Source organism: Halomonas sp. TP35 (genome assembly GCF_052375975.1).
In the GTDB taxonomy this organism is placed as follows: Bacteria; Pseudomonadota; Gammaproteobacteria; order Pseudomonadales; family Halomonadaceae; genus Vreelandella; species Vreelandella citrativorans.
In genome coordinates this window covers 181,055-201,199 of the sequence record NZ_JBQSUZ010000001.1, presented here as the reverse complement: position 1 = coordinate 201,199, position 20,145 = coordinate 181,055, and the positions used below count along the sequence as shown (strand labels likewise).

General features: G+C 53.0%; 20 protein-coding genes. 6 read left to right on the top strand and 14 right to left on the bottom strand.

The features are described 5' to 3' along the window. Nucleotides 1-193 precede the first annotated feature (193 nt). Complete coding sequence (locus ACT3RU_RS00940; RefSeq protein WP_192526861.1) at nt 194-1,096, top strand: LysR family transcriptional regulator; 903 nt, start codon at nt 194-196, stop codon at nt 1,094-1,096. 9 nt (nt 1,097-1,105) lie between these two features. Here ACT3RU_RS00940 and ACT3RU_RS00935 read toward each other — a convergent pair whose 3' ends face one another. From ACT3RU_RS00935 to salA, 11 genes are all read right to left on the bottom strand, one after another. After that, nucleotides 1,106-1,291 carry a universal stress protein gene (locus tag ACT3RU_RS00935; RefSeq protein WP_287078264.1) on the bottom strand — a complete coding sequence of 62 codons (186 nt, stop codon included), beginning with the start codon at nt 1,289-1,291 and terminating at the stop codon, nt 1,106-1,108. 109 nt (nt 1,292-1,400) lie between these two features. Then, on the bottom strand, nt 1,401-2,597 hold the full coding sequence (locus tag ACT3RU_RS00930; protein WP_192526860.1) for a benzoate/H(+) symporter BenE family transporter: 1,197 nt from the start codon (nt 2,595-2,597) through the stop codon (nt 1,401-1,403). Between the two features lie 96 nt (nt 2,598-2,693). Then, on the bottom strand, nt 2,694-3,938 hold the full coding sequence (locus ACT3RU_RS00925) for a benzoate/H(+) symporter BenE family transporter (RefSeq protein ID WP_192526859.1): 1,245 nt from the start codon (nt 3,936-3,938) through the stop codon (nt 2,694-2,696). Nucleotides 3,939-4,010: 72 nt separating this feature from the next. Beyond that, nucleotides 4,011-4,811, bottom strand: coding sequence for a benzoate diol dehydrogenase BenD (gene benD, locus ACT3RU_RS00920; protein WP_087110386.1), 801 nt, complete (start codon nt 4,809-4,811; stop codon nt 4,011-4,013). After that, nucleotides 4,808-5,833 (bottom strand): benzoate 1,2-dioxygenase electron transfer component BenC, encoded by a 1,026-nt coding sequence (gene benC / locus ACT3RU_RS00915; RefSeq protein ID WP_192526858.1) that lies wholly within the window; start codon nt 5,831-5,833, stop codon nt 4,808-4,810. Before benC ends, benD begins: the two co-directional genes overlap by 4 nt. A gap of 24 nt (nt 5,834-5,857) precedes the next feature. Further along, nucleotides 5,858-6,346, bottom strand: coding sequence for a benzoate 1,2-dioxygenase small subunit (benB, locus tag ACT3RU_RS00910; protein ID WP_192526857.1), 489 nt, complete (start codon nt 6,344-6,346; stop codon nt 5,858-5,860). A gap of 26 nt (nt 6,347-6,372) precedes the next feature. Continuing rightward, nucleotides 6,373-7,740, bottom strand: a complete 1,368-nt coding sequence (locus tag ACT3RU_RS00905; RefSeq protein WP_192526856.1) for a Rieske 2Fe-2S domain-containing protein — start codon at nt 7,738-7,740, stop codon at nt 6,373-6,375. A gap of 110 nt (nt 7,741-7,850) precedes the next feature. After that, entirely contained in the window at nt 7,851-8,822 is a 972-nt protein-coding gene (catA, locus tag ACT3RU_RS00900; protein WP_192526855.1) for a catechol 1,2-dioxygenase, read from the bottom strand. 67 nt (nt 8,823-8,889) lie between these two features. Further along, nucleotides 8,890-9,180: a muconolactone Delta-isomerase gene (catC, locus tag ACT3RU_RS00895; RefSeq protein ID WP_087110376.1), complete on the bottom strand. Its 291-nt coding sequence runs from the start codon at nt 9,178-9,180 to the stop codon at nt 8,890-8,892. Nucleotides 9,181-9,237: 57 nt separating this feature from the next. Beyond that, nucleotides 9,238-10,356, bottom strand: a complete 1,119-nt coding sequence (locus ACT3RU_RS00890; protein ID WP_192526854.1) for a muconate/chloromuconate family cycloisomerase — start codon at nt 10,354-10,356, stop codon at nt 9,238-9,240. Between the two features lie 476 nt (nt 10,357-10,832). Further along, nucleotides 10,833-12,119 carry a salicylate 1-monooxygenase gene (salA, locus tag ACT3RU_RS00885; protein ID WP_192526853.1) on the bottom strand — a complete coding sequence of 429 codons (1,287 nt, stop codon included), beginning with the start codon at nt 12,117-12,119 and terminating at the stop codon, nt 10,833-10,835. 204 nt (nt 12,120-12,323) lie between these two features. On the opposite strand from salA, the gene ACT3RU_RS00880 reads away from it, so the two are divergent. Continuing rightward, nucleotides 12,324-13,229: a LysR family transcriptional regulator gene (locus tag ACT3RU_RS00880; RefSeq protein ID WP_192526852.1), complete on the top strand. Its 906-nt coding sequence runs from the start codon at nt 12,324-12,326 to the stop codon at nt 13,227-13,229. 22 nt (nt 13,230-13,251) lie between these two features. On the opposite strand, the gene ACT3RU_RS00875 is transcribed toward ACT3RU_RS00880, so the two are convergent. After that, nucleotides 13,252-14,142, bottom strand: coding sequence for a LysR family transcriptional regulator (locus ACT3RU_RS00875; RefSeq protein WP_192526851.1), 891 nt, complete (start codon nt 14,140-14,142; stop codon nt 13,252-13,254). A gap of 196 nt (nt 14,143-14,338) precedes the next feature. On the opposite strand from ACT3RU_RS00875, the gene ACT3RU_RS00870 reads away from it, so the two are divergent. Genes ACT3RU_RS00870 through ACT3RU_RS00860 form a run of 3 tightly spaced genes read left to right on the top strand, consistent with a single transcriptional unit; the run spans nt 14,339 to nt 17,319 of the window. After that, nucleotides 14,339-14,551: a hypothetical protein gene (locus tag ACT3RU_RS00870; RefSeq protein WP_087110367.1), complete on the top strand. Its 213-nt coding sequence runs from the start codon at nt 14,339-14,341 to the stop codon at nt 14,549-14,551. After that, on the top strand, nt 14,544-16,001 hold the full coding sequence (locus ACT3RU_RS00865) for a sodium:solute symporter family protein (protein WP_192526850.1): 1,458 nt from the start codon (nt 14,544-14,546) through the stop codon (nt 15,999-16,001). The genes ACT3RU_RS00870 and ACT3RU_RS00865 overlap by 8 nt, the downstream gene beginning before the upstream one ends. Before the next feature lie 16 nt (nt 16,002-16,017). Further along, on the top strand, nt 16,018-17,319 hold the full coding sequence (locus ACT3RU_RS00860) for an amidohydrolase (protein WP_192526849.1): 1,302 nt from the start codon (nt 16,018-16,020) through the stop codon (nt 17,317-17,319). Between the two features lie 42 nt (nt 17,320-17,361). On the opposite strand, the gene ACT3RU_RS00855 is transcribed toward ACT3RU_RS00860, so the two are convergent. Both ACT3RU_RS00855 and pobA read right to left on the bottom strand, forming a co-directional pair. Then, complete coding sequence (locus ACT3RU_RS00855) at nt 17,362-17,769, bottom strand: nuclear transport factor 2 family protein (protein ID WP_192526848.1); 408 nt, start codon at nt 17,767-17,769, stop codon at nt 17,362-17,364. A gap of 136 nt (nt 17,770-17,905) precedes the next feature. After that, on the bottom strand, nt 17,906-19,090 hold the full coding sequence (gene pobA / locus ACT3RU_RS00850; protein ID WP_192526847.1) for a 4-hydroxybenzoate 3-monooxygenase: 1,185 nt from the start codon (nt 19,088-19,090) through the stop codon (nt 17,906-17,908). Between the two features lie 150 nt (nt 19,091-19,240). On the opposite strand from pobA, the gene ACT3RU_RS00845 reads away from it, so the two are divergent. Continuing rightward, nucleotides 19,241-20,137: a helix-turn-helix domain-containing protein gene (locus ACT3RU_RS00845; protein WP_192526846.1), complete on the top strand. Its 897-nt coding sequence runs from the start codon at nt 19,241-19,243 to the stop codon at nt 20,135-20,137. The last annotated feature ends 8 nt before the right edge of the window (nt 20,138-20,145 follow it).

The window sequence follows — 20,145 nt, the reverse complement described above, 5'->3', positions numbered from 1 at the left end:
AGACCAGCCTGCCTATAAGCGTTGCCTTTACCTTGACTAAAGTCGTAGCCAGCTCATCGTTTGAATACTGGTAGGGTATACGACTTTATTACAATGCCTAAACGATTGGCTGAAAAATGCCCCAGTTGCTGGCTTGGCAACAGCTAAGTTCATAAAGGTAATGTTAAGTTGTCGCTTATACCTTGGAGGCATCATGGAGCTACGCCACCTTAGATACTTTTGCATTGTGGCCGAAGAGCTTAATTTCACCTGTGCTGCTGAAAGATTGCACATGTCGCAACCGCCTCTATCGCGCCAAATTAAGCAGCTAGAGCAGGAAGTGGGTGCCGAATTGTTTGAGCGAAGCTCAAGAGGGTTGCGCCTAACGCCTTCTGGTGTATTTTTTCAGCAGCACGCTTTGCAGATATTAGAAAAAGTGGAAGTCACCATCGATGCCACGCGACATATGGCGCGCAGCAAGCGTGCGCTATTCGGTATTGGTTTTGTGCCATCTGTTTTTTATGGACAGCTTCCGACATTAGTCCGTGACTTACGCCGCATTGAGAATGTTGAACTTACACTGGCAGAACTCACAACAGTACAACAAATTCAAGCACTCAAAGCAGGCCGCATCGATATGGGATTCGGACGCATTCGCATTGATGATCCAGACGTAGAGCAGGATATTCTCTTCGATGAACCGTTGATTGCAGCCCTCTCGAGCGGCCATCCACTCGAGGGTACGACCCCGACCTGCGAGGAGCTGGCTCGCTATCCCCTCATTGTTTTCCCCGCAAAACCACGTCCCAGTCTTGCGGATATGATACTAGGTATTTTCCGACGCCAAGGTTTAAAGGTTGAGGTGGTACAGGAGGCGAACGAAGTACAGACAGCGCTTAGCCTTGTCGCCTCCGGTATAGGCATTACATTGGTCCCAGAGCAAGTAAAACGCGTTCAACGTGACGGTATTACCTATGTAGCATTGGCAGACAAGACCATAACCTCCCCCGTTATCTGCAGTCGTCGGCGAGGAGAAAAACCCTCGCCTCTAATGCAGGAAGCCAACGCTATCTTAGAGGTGCTCGTGGAAAATCGCCGTTCTGGCCGTTACCCATAGCACCACCCTTTATGGGCGCAGTATGGCGACCGGACAAGCCGCTTCGTGCAGCACTTCGTGACTAACGCTGCCAGCCACTACTTGCGAAAGACCACTACGTCCATGGGTTGTCATGGCAAGCATCGTATTATGACGACTTGCCAAATAGCTGACGATAGAGTCCGCTGTGCCGCCACCCCAAGCTGGGCCGCAAATATTTGCCCAAATGCCAAGGCATGCAAAGCACTTTCACTATCATCCATCAACCGCCACAACGATCTTTTCCATGGTCCACCCCACTACCGCGTAAGCAGTATCACGGTTATTAGGTTTTATGGTTAAGCGAGTTAAAACGTCGATGCAGCAGGTTATAGGCAAGCGCCCCAACGATCACTCCCCAGAAGGCGGAGCCTAAGCCTAGAAAACTAATGCCAGAGGCGGTGGCAATAAACGTAATGACAGAGGCTTCCAGATGGCTCTTTTCGGCCGCAAACGCACTGATATTGCTACTAATCGCGCCAAGCAGTGCAAGGCCTGCGAGTACCGCCACAAACTCCCCTGGCAACGACGTAAATAGCGCTACAATAGTGTCTGCAAAAATAGCACCAAACAGGTAGAAAACCCCATTTGCCACCCCGGCAACATAGCGCTTAGCAGGATCTTCGTGAGCTTCCTTACTGGTACAGATTGCCGCGGTAATCGCTGCGATTACCGTGGTGATACCGCCAAAAAAAGCGGTGAAAAAGGACGTTGCGCTAGCCACGATAACGATTGGTCTGGCCGGGGTCGAATACCCAGAGGCGCGTAGAATCGCCATGCCGGGTAGGAACTGTCCCGTCAAACTCACCAGTACCAAGGGAATAGCCAAGCTCAGGGTCGCATTCCAGGACCACTCAGGGCGAATAAGCTGAGGCTCGGCAAGCTGGAGTGCCACTCCCTCCAGGCTCGCGCCCTCCAGCAAGACGGCTAACGTGATACCAGCAATTAATAGCAGTACCAGGCTATAGCGCGGAGTAAGTCGCTTAAAGAGCAAATAAGCGATAATCATACCAATCGCCAGCGCCGGCACACTCTCTAAAGAGACGAAGACGCCCACCCCGAATTGGAACAGAATGCCTGCCATCATCGCGCTGGCGATACCTGGCGGTATCATTCGGATAATGCGGTCAAAAGTGCCTGTAACGCCGATCAGAAAAATGATCACAGCGGCTGTTAGGTAGGCGCCCACCGCTTCATTGAGCGTCAACCCCGGGAACAGCGTTACCAACAGCGCAGTCCCCGGCGCCGACCAAGCGGTCACCACCGGCACTTTTAACCACAGGCTTAAAAAGATACCCGAGATAGCTGCGCCGATAGAGATAGCCCACACCCAGGACGTCATCATGGCACTGGATATTTCGGCACTCTGAGCCGCTTGGAAAAAAATGGCCAAGGGCCCGGAGTAAGAAATTAGCACCGCCACAAAACCAGCAGTGATGGCAGGGATCGACAAATCCTTTTGCAATTGCTTATGAAATTGCATGCAACACACTTCCCCGTGTCAGTATTTAACGAGCAACCAACGGCCCCGGCAAGCATCTGCTTACTGAGGCCGTATCAAGCAACGCCGAGGTGAGTTTCAAGGCGAGAGGTCAGCTGCTCCACGAGTAAAAATGACGTCAAAGTCTTTGGTTTCGACGATTGCCGAAACAACGACACCCAGCACTAACGCCCAAAACGTGGCGCCAATGCCAAGAATCTGAATACCGGAAGCGGCGATCAGAAAGGCGAACAACGCGCCTATTTCATGCTTTCTGCCAGAAAAGGCGATGGCCATCGAGGAAGTAATCACGCGCATTAGCGCCAATCCCGCAATAATGGCGATGAAATAGCGCGGCGTAGCCTCCAGTAAGCTGACCACGTAACCGTAGAATGGCGCGGCAATTACGAAAATAGCTCCTGCTATCACGGCAGCAACCCAACGTTTATCGGGGGCTCCCGCTTCTGGAGAAGCGCATACGCCGGTCATGGGCGCCGCAATGCAGGTGCTATGCAGATTAAAGAATGACGACACCATGGTACCTAAGCCCCCTACAGCGGTAATCGCATTCGCTGGCGCATCTTTATAGCCCATCCCCTTTATCAAACCGACTCCCGCAGGGGTCTCCATTCCAATCAGGATGATAGCAAGTGGTAAGCCATACGTTAGGAAAGCTTCCAACGTAAACGCAGGCATGATGAACTCAGGGAATCGAATAGTGGCGTCGATGCCGGATAAATCAACGCCTGTCACGGTTAGATAGACAAGACCAGCCACCATCGAAATGATCAATGGCGGAATCTTGCGAAAGAGCCGAGAAGAGATAAAGAACGCCAGTATCATGATCGACGCTGGTACAATGGCACTTTCAAGCGGCTTGACCATATTGAGACCGAAACTAAGCAGCATTCCACCCACCATGCCCATCACTATCGGCATCGGTATCAAGCGCATGACGATCCCCATTATCCCCGTCACACCGGCAACCAGCGTGATAGCCCCAGCAATAAAGCTAGCGCCCAAGGCAGCTTCCAAGCCAATTACCGGAATAACCGCGGCAAACATCAATGCCCCGGGAATGGAGTTAGCCATGGGAAGCGGCAAACGGTAGTAAGCGGGCATGAAAAGCCCAAACAGGCCATTGATCATCAAGTAGCTGATAACCCAGATCATGATGAAGGAGGGGTCGAGGCCGGCCGATGTGCCCGCACTGATGTGAACGACGCCGACGCCGAGCCCTAATATACCCGCTACCAACCCCGTACTGGCATTGTCGGCATTGAGATCGCGCAGAAAATCACGGGGCGCATGTCTTAAGCTGACACCCTTCTCGATATGTTTCACGGTGTGCTCCAGGGAATTATTGTGCTTAGAGTTATTGTTAACACTTATACAGATTTATTTTTAATCGACTCGTTAACCGAGGTCACCGCCTGCGACAGGAAGCACGCTGCCGGTGATATAACTGGCCTCATCGGATGCAAGGAATAGAATAGGAGCGACCATTTCATCCAGCGTGCCATAACGTCCCATTAAGCAGCTCTGCTTCGTCTGATCGATATGGGCTTGAAACCATTCTTTTTCCGTCTCGTTCGTTGGCTCTGGCGTTCCACGCGAAATACGCCTTGGTGGTGCTTCTGTGCCACCAGGTGCCGTTGCAACAATACGAATACCGTGCTCGGCATACTCAAATGCTAGCGACGCGGTTAATGCATTAATACCGCCCTTCGCTGTCGAATAAGGAATACGATGAATACCCCGGGTTGCCGCTGAAGAAACATTGACGATCACACCTTGCCCTTGAGCTACCATGGCTGGCAGCACTGCTCGACAGCACCAAAGCGAGGGCATCAACGAGCGGTTGATCTCCGCTGTAATCTGCGTTTCGGTAAACTCGGTAAATGGCTTGAAGTTAATCGCTCCGCCTACGTTGTTCACCAGAATATCGATACGGCCAAAGTGAGCGAGCGCCGTATGCATCGCTTGCTCAGCGCCTCGCCACGTTTCCAAGTCAGCCTGTACCGCAATCGCTTCGCTTCCTTGCTTGCTAATTTCAGCGACAACTTCGTGGATAGCGTCAGCGCGATCTATCAGTACCAAACGCGCGCCTTCAGCGGCTGCGCGCTCGGCAACTCGTAGCCCAATCCCTTGAGCAGCTCCGGTGATCACCATTATTCGATCTTGAAAACGCGCACTCGCGAAACGTTGATTGCTCATGCGCCCTCTCCCACTTGGTTAGGGGTGAACTTCTCATAGTGAAAGCTTTGCGGTTCAATGCCTTCTGCGTCGAAGTGCTTTAGAACGGCATCTACCATCGGGGGTGGGCCACACAAGTAAATGTCGACATCGCCGTCATGCATTACGCTGGCATCCATATGGTGCGTCACATACCCTTTACGTGGATGCTCGCTGGCTTCGTCGACGACGACGGTGGCGTAACTGAAGTTTGATAACTTCTCAGCGAAGGCATCTAACGCGTCGGTTTTGACCAAATGATCATCTTTATTGGCACCGTAAATCATATGGATCGGTGCATCACAGCCCTTCTCGACCATCTGCTCAAGCATGGAAAGGAATGGCGCTAATCCCGTGCCGCCCGCCAACATAAGGACAGGACGTGTCACTTCGCGTAGATAGAAGCTGCCCAGTGGACCAGTGAGCGTAAGCTTGTCGCCCACCGCGGCACGTTCAGTCAAATAGCCACTCATTACCCCATTGGGAATATTACGAATTAAGAAAGTGGCACGCTTATGACCGGGCTGCGAGCTAAATGAATAGGAGCGGTGTACTTCAGTACCGGGAACATCAATATGAATGTATTGGCCAGGTAAAAAAGCGAGGCCTCCTTCATCACCCAGATCGACCACCAGTTCAATACTGTCTTCGGAGAGCTGCTCAACCGCTGCTATCGTGCCTTCAAGCTTGCCTACTTGTGTTTTACACAGCGTGGAGGCCACTGGCACTTGGATCACACAATCCGAAGAAGGCACCATTTGGCAAGTAAGTATCTGTCCCTCAGCGGCTTCCTCATCGGAAAGCGCTTCCTCCAGGTACTCATCACCCATATCAAATTGGCCCTGCTCGCAGTGACCCTTGCAGGTGCCACACACGCCGTCTGAGCAATCCATGGGTAGGTTAACTTTTTGCCGGTAAGCGGCATCCAGAACGGTTTCCCCTTCTTTACAGCCGATGAAGCGAGTCACTCCGTCTTCAAAGTTGAGGGCAATGGTATAGCTCATGATTAACTCTCCTCTACCATCGGGTCAGACGTGATAAACGTCGATAACCTGATGGATATAGTCGTTATTAAGCTGCACGACTTTTCTTGTGATCAACGGCATCTCACCCGACACGTCCAGCGTATAAAACGAGCTGCCGAAAAAGCTGTCGGTCTTCTTGTAACGGTGGCTTAGCGTGTGCCAGTTGAAACGCAACTCCACCGTGTCGTCGTCCTGAGACAAAATCTCAATATTGGTAACCTGATGGGTGGTGCGCGGTTCCGGCATACTCGCTCCGCTGCGTTCGGTTTTGATTCGGTAAACACGATCTTCCAACCCTTCGCGGTTGGGATAGTAAATCAACGAAATTTCACTGTGCGGATCGCGGGTCAACTGATCGTCGTCATCCCAGGCGGGCATCCAGTACTCGGCATCTTTGCGGTAAAGCGCGAGCCATTCGTCCCATTCCCGATCGTCCAGCAGTCGCGCTTCGCGGTACAGGAAGGCTTGGAGTTCGTGATAGCTAATGCTCATGGTCTTTTCCCTCTCTTCACAGACACTCAGGCGGACGCGGTGGCGATAAACTGGCTACGCTCTTTATCGATGGCGCGCAGCATCTCGTGGACCCAGTGCTTGTGGTGCAGCACGTAGAGCCCTTCGTCTTCCGGGGAGGCCCCGCTGAGTAGCGGTTTCATGCCAATCGCCTGGGCGTTTTCATCAGCGCCTTCGATCCACTGCTGAGCACCGCGAGAGAGGTCATTCCATTCCGCTAGGGCGCCGTCGTAGCCCTCCTGGCAGGCACGGAATTCTTCAAGGTCATCTGGGGTGCCCATGCCAGAAACGTTGAAAAAGTCTTCGTATTGGCGAATACGCAACCGACGGTCCTCCGCCGACTCTCCCTTAGGGGCGAAGCAGTAGATCGTGACTTCGCTCTTGTCCACGGAGAGAGGACGAATCACGCGAATCTGCGTGGAGAACTGGTCCATCAGATAAGCGTTCGGATAAAGGCAGAGGTTGCGCGTCTGGTTGACGATTGAGTCGGCACGAGCCTCGCCAAACTGCTCCTTGATCCAGTCCTTACTCTGATAGACCGGACGAACATCCGGGTTAAGCAGCTGCGTCCAGAGCATCATGTGACCGTTTTCGTAGGAGTAGAAACCGCCCTTGCTCTTCGACCAGCCGTCGGCATCGACCGACTTGGTGCCACCGGCGTCGTAATTGCGTCGCTCCATAGTCGAGGCGTAGTTCCAGTGCACAGAGCTTACGTGGTAGCCGTCGGCGCCGTTCTCGGCACCCAGCTTCCAGTTACCGTTAAAGGTATAGGAAGACGTGCCGCGCAAAATCTCGAGGCCTTCCGGGGCCTGGTCGACAATGTTGTCGATTACCTTGGTGGTTTCGCCCAGATGCTCGTCAAGCGGCATAACATCGTCGCTTAAGCTGCCGAACAAAAAGCCCTTGTAGTTCTCGAAACGCGGCAGGCGCTTGAGGTTGTGAGATCCATCCTGCTTGAAGTTCTCCGGATAGGCGCCAGTTTTCTCGTTCTTGGCCTTGAGCAGTTGGCCATCGTTCTTAAACGTCCAGCCGTGGAAGGGGCAAGTAAACGTGCCCTTGTTGCCACGCTTGCGGCGGCACAGGGTCGCGCCGCGGTGGGCACAGGCGTTGATCAGGCCATGCAGCTCGCCCTGCTTGTCGCGGGTAATGATTACCGGCTGGCGGCCCATAGTGACGGTCATGTAGTCACCTGGCTCGGCGACCTGACTTTCGTGGGCCAGAAACAGCCAGTTGCCTTCGAAAACGTGCTTTATTTCAAGTTCGAAAAAATCGGGGTCGGTAAACATGCTGCGGTGGCAGCGGAACCGGCCGTTGGCCGGGTCATCTTGAACGGCATTGCGAACACGGGCTTCAAGTTGATCAAGCTTCACGGTCATGATCGCGCTCCTCGGGGTTATTATGATGTGCTGTTGAACTTGAGAACGACAGGTTTCAGGGGAGTCTGCCGTTCTCATGGGGTGGACAGTCAGGGGCTGTGCCGAGGGACTTATACCTTGGCAGTACCCGCCAGTTGACTGGCCAGGTCTTGCTCGTCCTCTTTGGCACGGGGCCGAGCGTGGCGTGCCTGAAGCTCCGGGGCAGAGACTTGTGTCAGCTCAACATCGAATACTACTTGGGAGAATGGACCGCTCAGGTCCCGCTGGGCGATTTCAGCCGGGTCGTCGATGCGCTCGGCGGGGATCACCAACTCTTCTCGAGTGGCGAAGGCGAAGTCATCAAACGTGTAGGGGTCGCCCGCCAAGTTGATCTGGGTGGTCAGGTGCTGATGGCCCGGGGCGGAAACGAAGTAGTGGATATGGGCCGGGCGCTCGCCATGACGGCCAAGCGACTTGAGTACCACATCGGTGGGCGCGCCTTCGGGAACGCCGTAACCGGAGGGAATGACGCTATGAGCGGTATAACGACCGTCACTATCGGTGTAGATCGTGCGGCGCAGGTTATACTCGGACTGCGACGGGTCAAAGAAAGAGTAGCCGCCCTTGTCGTTGGCGTGCCATATCTCAACCTTGGCCCCGGCAATCGGGGTGCCATCCACGTCCCGAACCTGGCCGGTCAGCCACATGGTCTCGCCTTCGGTGGTTTCGTCGGCCATACGCGCAAACCCTTCAGCTTCCGGGGCACCGGCCACGTACAGCGGGCCTTCGATGGTACGCGGCGTGCCGCCGGTGCGCTGGGCCTCGGCATCGATGGCATCGTGACGCATATCAAGGAAGTGATCGAACCCAAGGCCCGGCGAGAGTAGGCCGAACTGGGTCTGGCTACCCAGCGCGTTGAGCAGATTAACCGCCGCCCAGTACTCTTCTTCAGTGACATCGAAGTCATCGATCAACTTGAAAAGATCGCCCACCAGGCGATGGACAATCTGCTTGGCACGGCCATTGCCGCCAGCCTGGTCGAGCCCGGCGACCGTGTTAATGAAGTCTTGTACTTCTGGCGTGTCGAAGATTTTCACAGTCATTATATAATCCTCAGATTTTTATAAGATATTGTTCTATTAGTAATAAGCTGACGTGGTGCGTATTTGTTTAACTATCATCTTCGCGAATGGAGGAGGGGTGGCGGCACAAGGGCTTGACGCTGATCTCCATATACGGAAATAGTGGGAGATTGCTAACGAGCTCTTGTAACTCAGCATTATCTTTAACGTCGAAAATACTGACATTGGAGTAGCTGCCCGCTACCCGCCATAAGTGACGCCACTTGCCCTGACGCTGTAATTCTTGCGAATACTCTTTTTCGGTTGACTTGATCCTGGCCGCCTGCTCAGCCGGCATATCGGGCGGTAGTTTGACGGTCATTTCTACTTGAAAAAGCATGCCTATCTCCTTTCTAAATCACGTGTACGCTTAGTGATGGCAACTTGAACACAAGGGTTATTTACGGGCGTAGTGGGCCAATTTATCTTCGTCCAGCGTCATTCCCAAGCCCGGCCCTTTAGGCACCTCGACACCGAACTCGGTGTAATTGAGAGGCTCGACGACGATGTCGTCTTTTTGCAAAAGCGGGCCAAACATCTCGGTGCCCCAAGCCATTTCTGGGAGGATGGACCAGGCGTGAAGTGATGCGGCTGTGCCGATAGTGCCTTCCAGAAGCGTACCGCCGTATAAACCTATACCGGCGGCCTGAGCGACGTGGGCCAGCTCTAAGGCGCCATAAATGCCGCCAGCCTTGGCCAGTTTGAGAGCATAGGCACCGCTGAAGCCGCGACAGATAAGGCCCAGCCCGTCGCGCGCATCCTGCACTGCTTCGTCTGCCAGCATTGGAACGTTAAAGCGGTTGGCTAACCGCACTAAACCAGCGTGTTCCCGTGCAGGGATAGGTTGCTCAATCAGATCAATGCCAGCATCTTGAAGCGCCTGGATACCACGCACCGCCACGGACTCATCCCAAGCCTGATTGACGTCGACACGTACACTGGCACGATCGCCTAACGCCTCTTTAATCGCCGCCACATGACGGACATCTTGGTCGACAGGGTTAGCGCCTATCTTCAGCTTGAAATCACAGTGGCGGCGCTGCTCCAGGCGTAGTAACGCTTCATCGATATCCTTGGCGGTATCGCCACTAGCCAGCGTCCATAACACGGGGAGATGCGCTTGCTGATGGCCGCCGAGAAGTTCGCTGATGCTCAGGTCCAAGCGCTTCCCCTGCGCATCCAGCAGCGCCGTTTCGAGTGCCGACTTGGCAATCATGTTGCCGCGAGCATGCCGATTGAGCCGCGTACGCAGGGAGTGGATGTTAGTAGAAGGCTGACCAATCAGCAGAGGTGCTAGATAAGTATCGATATTGCGTTTGATACTTTCTGGACTCTCTGGGCCATAGGCCAAGCCACCGATAGTAGTGCCCTCTCCGAGCCCTTCGATACCATCAGAGTGGCGCATACGCACGATGACCATGGTCTGGCAGGCCATGGTTGCCATGGAGAGTTTGTGGGGACGAATAGTCGGTAGATCGACTAGCAGCGTCTCGATATGTTGGATGACGGTTGACATGGCAACTCCGGCGTAAGGCAATCATTTCACTGAATATCAGTTTGATTGGCGCTGTCAGCCGGAACCAATATTGTTTAAGTGCTTTGCCATACCAAGGAGGTATTACCAGGGAGTAATTAGCTCGGCAGTTTTAGCGTTCCGACGCCATTATTGATTCACTCTCGTCACTGCCAAAGCCTGCCGGCATCCATTATTTTTTGTTAATTATCAATTTCTTGAGAAAACACCCGACAACTAAGCAACTCATTCCCAAGAATTGGATGGCGTAGCGTACGGAAAATAGCTGTTTTCTTGCACAAGCAGCTCCTGCTACTTGCTAGATAAGGTATCTACGAACCTGAAAACCTATGCCTTACTGTGGCTTGTAGCGGTAATCTTCTTTCTTCAAAGTACACTGAGTTATGAATCTTTTGCGACAAAAGAATAAGCCGCTACTGCCGAATCAGCGTCATTTCACGGCTTACTTGGTGGTAACGTTAGGGAGCTAAGGCTAATTTATGTCTTGCTGCCACCACATCATCATAGGGGTCATGGTCCCAAAGCCACTCGAAACGGGTTTCCAGATTTTCGATCAGCCTGGTTTCATCGGCGCTACTACCAACACCGGCATATTCGTAGATATCCCCGGCTTCATGGGATGTTCGCTGTGCCTTGCAGGTGCGGTCATAGCGCACCTGCTCAAAGGCAGACAGCACATCACTCACATTATGGCGATCACAACTAGTATCTGTCAGCAGGCTGGCTAGCACATAAGCATCTTCAAGTGCCAGGCCGGCTCCAGCCCCTTGGTGCGGCACTAGCGCATGAGCAGCGTCGCCAACGATTAACACGCGATCCCGATGGTAACGGGTTAACTCAGGTAACTCATGTAATGCCCACCGCATTGGTTCTGGAATACATTCCAGGATAGCCTGGCAAGCAGGACCCCAATCTTTAAACACCCCCAGCATTTCTTTGTGAGTTACGGCTTGTACCCACTCTTCACCTTCGGGTAGCTTGGGATTTGTTGTCGAACGATCAGTAATAAAGGCGACAACATTAACCAATTGCGACTGTTTAACTGGGAACGTCAAGATGTGACGATCTTTACCAAGATACATTTGAGGTACTAGTGCTAAACGCTTCTTGCTGCCGTGAGCCTCTAAGGTAGTCTCTAGTTCACTTGTCGGGATCATGCCACGGTAGGCGTAAGTACCACTCCAAAGCGGCGTAATCTCGCCGTACTGCTCTGGGGGTAAAACGTGCTGACGCACTGCTGATTTAATCCCGTCAAAGCCTATAATCACGTCGCCGGTGAAGTGCGTACCGTCACTGAAGTAAGCCGTTGCACTCTTGGCATCCTGCTGCACCTCGACACAGCGCTTGCCGAAGTGAGCGATGCCGTCAGGAAGGTTGGCAACAATGGCATCCAGAAAATCAGCACGGTGCACCGAGGATTGACCAACGCCTGGTGCTAAGCTGGCAGTTAAATAAGTGTCATCACTGCCACGCCGCCATTCAAACCACACATCTTCAAAGGGCGCGGGTGAAGAATCGGCAATACGTTGATAAGAGGCTTCCAATCCCAGCCGTTGAATAGCTTTCACAGCATTAGGGCCAAAGGAAACTCCAGCACCAATCTCAGAGAACTGGGGGGCTGATTCAAAAAGCTGAACATCAAGCTGGCTATCGCGGGATAACGCAACCGCAAAGGCCACGCCACCGATGCCACCACCGATAATACCAATAGAAAGACGTTTTTGTTGCACCTGTGTGGCTTGCATATTGTCACTCCGGTCAGAGATTTATCGTTATCATGTTGAGCTTTATGCTCTTGCCCTAACGCTATTCGGATGAAACAGCGGCCACCACACAGCCCTCTTCATTCGAACTATAAGCGGCGCTAATAACATTACGAAACAATGAGTTGGAATCAGTTCATTTAAATTAAATAGACCAATGTCGAACAAATGACGAGGCATCGAGGGATGGTAAAACTTACGGATATCGACCTTAACCTACTGGTTGTTTTTGATCTTCTGTACCAGGAACAGAACACCCAACGGGTCGCTCTACGTTTAGGTATTACCCAACCTGCCGTGAGTCATGCGCTTAAGCGTTTAAGGCTTTTACTGCAGGACGAACTCTTCGAGCGCACTTCTCAAGGGCTTCAGCCAACGCCGCGCGCCAGTCAGTTGCATCCCGGCATCGCCGATGCACTCGCAAGAGTGAACGATACCTTGAACATAAACGAGGTTTTCAATCCCGCGGTGAGCGAGCGCACCTTTAATATCAACATGACTGATATTGGCGAGATCGTCTTTCTGCCGCGCTTGCTTGAGCATCTTTCAAAAGCAGCGCCGGGCGTGTCACTGACAACCGTGCGCAGCCGCAATAGCGACCTGAAACAGGAGATGGAGGCGGGCCAGATCGACCTATCCGTTGGCCTTATTCCACAGCTTGGGGCTGGTTTTTATCAACAACGGCTATTTGGGCAGCGCTATGTGTGCCTAATGCGCCAGGGTCACCCGTTGGCCACCGGCGAGTTTGATGTGGAGCGTTTTCGCACCGCCTCTCACGCCGTGGTAATGGCACAAGGTACCGGCCACGGCATCGTAGAAGAGCAGCTGGCACGTGCCAAAATCACGCACCCCGTCAGGTTAACGTTGCCGCATTTTGCCGCCATTCCTTATATCATCAGCAACAGCGACCTTATCGTCACGGTGACCGATAAATTGGCCGAAGCTACCTGCGAGCGTTTTGGGCTAACGATTCGAGAGCACCCATTGGCGTTTCCCGAGATCCCGATCAACCTTTTCTGGCACCGCCGCTTTCACCAGGACCCAGGCAGTCGGTGGTTGCGTGGGCTGATGTTCACGATGTTTTCCGAGTAATTACAACGAAAAAGCGCCAACTTCATCCAAATATATCTCCTGCCATTTGGATGAAATTATCAAGCACGGGAGATGCGCTGCTCCTGCGCCACGCCAGCCAAAGTGGCATATCACAGGTTGTTAACTCTTCTAGCTCAATAAAATGGATGCCAGGCATGGGATGGCAGCGACTGGCAGCCGGGACAATCGCTATCCCCAATCCTGCCGAAACCATACTGAGAATGGTAATGTTATCCGCGCCATACTGCACCACGCGAGGCTCAAAGTTTAGCCGTGCAAAGTGCGTAATCACACGATCATAATAGACTGGAGAAATACTGCGGTACCCCCATACAAACTCAGCCTCAGCAAGGTCCGCAAGTTTTGTCGGAGGCAATCGTGCCCAAGACGAAGAGGTGGGTACGGCGAGTATTAGGTGATCTTGCTGAAGTAGACGTGCGTCAATGCCCGACGGAGCATGATCATCGTGATAGATAATACCGACATCAAGACTACCCTGTTGCAGCTTTTCTAACTGAGGGCCGGAAAGCAATGGCAAGACATCCAGCGCCACATGGGGATAGCGGCTACGATAGTCGCCCATGAGTTTGGCCACTTCGGTTACCCACAAATGCGTCACGGTTATACCAAGGCTAAGTTTTCCTGTTTGCCCACTGCCCAGCGCTAACAAGCGCGCCTTGATATTCGCACGCTCGTCTAACATGCGTGTAGCATCGTCGTAAAGCGCACGCCCCGCCACTGTCAATCGGATCCCGCGAGCGTGGCGATCCAGAAGTGGTGTACCAACCTTTTCTTCTAACAGGCGCATCTGCCGTGTCAACGCAGGCTGTGCAACGTGTACCTTGCGGCTAGCCCCAGAAATCGATCCGCTCTCCACCACGGCAATAAAATACTCCAGTTGACGAAACTCCATGGTTTGACAACACCTCGCATACGCCCGTGAACCACAAGTAAAAGCAGCTTAGCTACCAACACTTTAAACCATACCGCCCATTCATACCTAAATGGTATATCTAACATCTAAAAGATATATTTTTGATATCCCAATGCTTGTTTCATAGTGAATAAACAATCCATAACAAGACTCGCTATGACGAGCAGGAAACCCGATGAACAAGACATACCACCTTCTAACAGGGTTGCACTTTGCGGTGTGCACCCTGGCAATGATCTGGCCCGGCGCACTGATCGCCAATCGTATCGAACCCACCGTACTCGGACTGCCCTTTCTATTTTTCTGGTACATCCTCTGGATGCTGATTCTATTTGTCGGTATGTGGGTAGCCTTTGTGATTCGCCACGGAGGTGATCGCCATGAATGATTCAATCATTGTCGTCGGCATCACCCTGACCTATCTCGCTCTGGTGCTATGGGTGGGACTCCGCGCTCGCGGTCAGAAAAATTCAAGCCTAGAGGGCTATGTAGCAGGTGGACGCCATGTTGGCGTGGTGATTTTGTTCTTCATCCTCGGCGCCGAAATATTCTCCGCCTTTGCCTTCTTGGGCGCGCCGGGCTGGAGCTATCAGCATGGTGCACCAGCCTTCTATATTCTCGCTTACCTGTCGCTGATGCCCATCACCATTTGGGCCATGGGACCACGAGTGGCCAAGCTAGGTCGAGAACGGGGCTATCTCACCCAAGGCGACATGATTGCCGATCACTATCAAAGCAAAACGCTGGGTATGCTGGCTGGCGTGATCGGTGTGCTAGCGCTAGTCCCCTATCTTACGATTCAGATTGCCGGTGCAGGCCTGTTGTTTCAGGCGGCTACTGATGGCCTGATCCCCTTCTGGCTGGGGGCATTGCTAGCCTTCCTGGTAGTCGCCGCCTACGTCTTCTGTAGTGGTCTGAACGGCATCGGGTGGACCAACCTACTCCAAGGAATCATGATGATAGTCATCGCTTGGTTCCTGGGCCTCTCCATCTCTGAGCGCCTCTACGGCGGCGTGGGCGAAATGTTCCGCCAGATCCAGTTAACCATGCCTGAATACCTGACCATGCCTGGGGCCACTGGTATGAACTGGGGCTATTTCAGTACTGCGGTGCTGGTCAGTGCTTTCGGCGGTGCCATGTGGCCGCATCTGTTTATGAAGTTCTATTCGGCGGACAGCGGTAAGACGCTGCGTAAGGTTAGCGTCTTTTACCCGCTTTACGCCTATCTGTTGGTGCCGCTATTGTTTATCGGCTTTGCGGGCATTTTGACCTTCTCCGGCTCTCCTTTAGAACGCTCCGATACGGTGCTCCTGCGTATGGTAATGGACGCGGCCAACTTCTCACCCTGGGTGGTCGGCTTGATGCTTTCTGGCGCGCTGGCCGCTGCCATGTCTACAGGCGCTAATCTAGCCCATACCGCTGCCGTAGTGTTGGTGCGTGATGTGGTTGGCCCCACCATAATGAAAGGGGCAAGCGAGAAGGTGATCATCAGCGCAACACGCGGCAGCGTGCTCGGCTTGTCGTTGATCGCCTACCTGTTTGCACTGGCCAACCCCTCGTCGCTGGTACTACTCCTACTCGGCGCCTATGGCTTAATTGTTCAACTCTTCCCGATGGTAATTGGCGCGCTGTTTATGCCACGCCTACGCCGCGCTAGCGTCATGGCGGGCGCCCTATTCGGCAGCCTGGCCTACTTGCTGATGGAATTCGCCTGGGGCTCTCCACTTGGCTGGCACGCTGGCATCTGGGCGATGCTGATCAACGTCGGCACTGTGGCTGCCTGGCAGTGGTTGGTTAACCCCACCCTTGCGGCCTCTACGTCAACATCTCCCCATTGAATGCCTGGAGAAACACATGGCTACCCAAACAGAATGTTTCAATTTAAAAGATGCTATCAGCAAACAGGCCGAGGCAACGTTCGTAGATATCCAAACGCTATATCGCGAGTTGCATCGAACGCCAGAGCTTCCCTTCCAGGAGTATAAAACCAGTGCGCGTCTCGCCGACGCTTTGGAAAGCCTCGACTATGAAGTAACACGCGGCGTAGGCGGCACTGGCGTCGTCGCTCTAATGCACAACGGAAGCGGCCGTACGGTCATGCTGCGTGGCGATATGGATGCCCTCCCCATCAAGGAAGAGACTGGACTCGATTTTGCCAGTAACGAAACCACTACTACGTCAGATGGTAATGAAATACCACTGATGCACGCTTGCGGGCATGACCTACACAGCAGCTGTATTGTAGGAACAGCTGCTGTGATGGCAGCGCTAAAAAAACACTGGTCCGGCACGTTGATGCTCATCTGTCAGCCTGCAGAAGAGATTTTTGGCGGTGCCAAAGCGATGTTAAATGATGGCCTCTATGAACGCTTCCCACGCCCAGACATCATTTTAGGTCAACACAATATGCCAGCATTAGCAGGAAGTGTTGGGCATATTTCTGGCAGCGCCATGGCCGCCTGTACTAATTTGGCGGTGACTATTCATGGCGCTGGGGGCCACGGGTCTATGCCTGCACAAACGGTAGATCCGGTCGTGATCGCAGCGCATGTGGTCACCCGGCTACAGAGTATCGTTTCCCGGGAAGTACCACCGGAAGAAACCGTGGTGGTCACCGTAGGAAAGCTCCACGCGGGCACCCAAGCTAATATTATCCCCCACTCCGCCGAACTTGAGATTAATATCCGTAGCTTTGATGATGTGCTGCATAGCCAAGTAGTGGCATCTATTAAGCGTATTATCCGCGCAGAATGCGAAGCGGGCCGCTCGCCCAAACTGCCGGAATTCCGAACACTCAACGAGACTATCGCTCTGCACAACGATCCGATGGCGGTAGAGCATGTTCGCCATGCCCACACTGAATATTTTGGCGATGCCAACCTTTTCGCCATGCCACGCCTTAATGCCAGCGAGGATTTCCCGCTGCTTGGCAACGCCGAAGCCAGCGGTTTTGGTGGCAAAGATATCCCCTACGTCTACTGGTTTATTGGCGCCACGCCCGCCGAGCGCTGGGCAAAAACCTTAGGAACGAGCGTGTCGCAGAAAATGCGCCACCTTGAAATGCCTCATTCACCTTACTATTTTCCGGGTAATGACGTGACGTTGCGAACCGGTATTGAGGCAATGGCAACCGGCGCTCTCGCCTATTTAGCCTAGTGTCACTGCAACCTTAACGGCCACGGTCTACCAGCACAGCCGTTAAGGTTTTGGCTTGGCCCACGCCGCGCGGGTGCTGTGGGCAGCCGTTTTATTGGTAATCTTCCAAGTACCGTCGACCTTCACCAGGGCAATAACATCGACCCAAGAGTCTGCAAGATTGTCACTGTTATCAAAACCCAGTAGCACGCTGGCCACGTCCCCGGCTTGGGTGACTGCAATAAAACGGCTTGTGACCTTTCGGTAGCTATTCGCCCAGCGTTCAAAACGAGCGCTGATCAGATCAGTCGCTAGAATGCCTTCAGCATCCACAGCAAATATCCACGCATCCTTATGAAAGGCCTCCTGCAGCTTTTCCATACCGCCTTGAAAGCCATCAACATATAGCTGCACGACGTGTTTAATCTCATCAATCTCGAAGGCATTACCTATTGTAGTAGCGTTATTCACGTTTGAACTCCTGCAAGTAATTTAGCGTTTTTTTATAGCCTTGGCATCTCGCGGGCCTGTTGCCAGCTAGCAAACAATACCGTAATGGCCCAAGCACGCACTTGGGCATTGAGAGCAAACAGAATCAGGCTTGGCGCTACTCAAGCGACTCATAAGGCAAGCCTACATAGTTTTCCGCGATGGTTGTGAGCCCCGCTTCAGAGCTCGTCACGTAGTCGAGTTCAGCCAACTGTAGGCGGCCATTAAAATCATCCTGTTCTGAAAAAGTGTGCAGCATGGACGTCATCCACCAGGAGAAGCGCTCCGCTTTCCAGATGCGTTTCAGGCAGGTTGGCGAATAGCGCTCGATCAAATCTGTTCGACCTTCCTGATAGACCTTGACCATCAATCGATAGAGCGTATTCACGTCGCTGGCCGCCAGGTTGAGCCCCTTGGCGCCGGTGGGTGGAACGATATGCGCCGCGTCGCCCACCAGAAACAGTTTGCCGTACTGCATGGGTTCCACCACGAAGCTGCGCAGCGGTGCGATGCTTTTTTCAATCGATGGCCCGGTCACGAGCTTTTCTGCCACTTCATCAGGCAGGCGGCGCTTAAGCTCTTCCCAAAAGCGCTCATCCGACCAGTCTTCGATTTTTTCGTCTAGCGGTACCTGAAGATAGTAACGGCTGCGGGCAGCGGAACGCATACTGCATAGGCTGAACCCACGCTCGTGGCGTGCATAAATCAGCTCGTCGGATACGGGTGGCGTATCCGACAACATCCCGAGCCAGCCAAAGGGGTAGATCTTCTCAAACTCGGTAATACGGTCTTGCGGAATCGCCTGGCGCGATACGCCATGATAGCCATCGCAACCGGCGATGTAGTCGCAATCAAGCCGCACTGTTTCGCCGTTGTGCTCGAACGTAAGATAAGGCGAGTCGCTGTCCAGATCAAAAGGCTGAACGTTTTCCGCCTCATAGAGCGTTGTTGCGCCAGCGGCCTCACGGGCCTCCATCAAGTCACGGGTGACTTCGGTCTGGCCATACACCATCACCTTGCTGCCGCCGGTCAGCTTATCCAGCGGAACACGTACTCGTCGATTATTAAACGCCAGCTCAAAACCATTGTGAGGCACGCCTTCTCTGTCCATGCGCTGATGCACACCAGCTTCGCGCAACAGATCCACCATGCCCTGTTCCAGCACGCCTGCCCGGATACGGCTGAGTACGTACTCACCTGAACGGCGCTCTACAATAACGTTATCAATACCCTGACGGTGTAATAATTGGCCCAATAACAGGCCGGAGGGGCCCGCGCCGATAATGGCGACCTGTGTCTTCATAGGGGATGCCTCATTGTTATCATTGGCTTAAATACATGACTTGTATTTTTCAATGAAACGGAGGGCATAATAAGGCAGTATACAAACCACTATTTGGACTTTTAAGGTATTATCACTCAACCTTAGTCGCATATCCCAAGGGGGCAAGCGATGCTACCAAGCGCCACGATTCCAGTGTTTAAACTCTATGGCGAGACGCAGCATTGGCCAACCCCGGATCTTCTGCACTGCGAGTCAATTCCAGAGCGTAGCCGTCTGCATGACTGGCATATTCATCCGCATAGACATGCCGATCTTGTCCATATTCTATTGATTAGCCAAGGCAGCGTTGAACTAGAGCTAGAAGGGAGCAGCCACCCACTGGAAGGCATGTCCGTCATTATTGTGCCGGCCATGACCATTCATGGTTTCCGTTTCTCACCTGATGTGGATGGGCATATTATTACGTTAGCAAAACCACTGGCGGATCATCTGCATGGCACATTGGATAATGGAAGGATATTGAAAAAAGCCGGTTTTTATCATCTCACCTCTGCTAATAGCGCAGCACGGATTGCCACACTGGTTGACCAGGTCGATCAGGAGTATCGGCAACCCGCCGTTGGCCGCAAGCAGCTTCTGGACACATTGGCCCGAGCCCTGACAATAGAGCTTGAGCGTTTAGTAATGCCTCCAAAGGCAAGCCTCAAACGTCTAGGACCACAGCGGCGCGAGAAAGGGCAGCAGCATTTCGAGCACTTTCAAGCACTAATCGAAAAAGCCTATCGAGAACAGCCAAGTATTGAAGCATTAGCCAAAGAGGTCGGTATTAGCAGTGCTCATCTAAACTTGCTATGTCGCAAGATTGCATGCCGCAGTGCACTGGAACTTCTGCATGAACGTCTTTTGCTCGAAGCCAAGCGTCAACTGACTTATACCAACATGACAATTGCTCAAGTGGCTGATAACCTGGGTTTTTCTGAACCAGCCTATTTTACTCGTTTCTTCAAGCGCAATACCCAGCTGGCGCCGCGTGAATTTCGACAGCGCCAGCTGGGTAGCGAGTAGACGCGTCA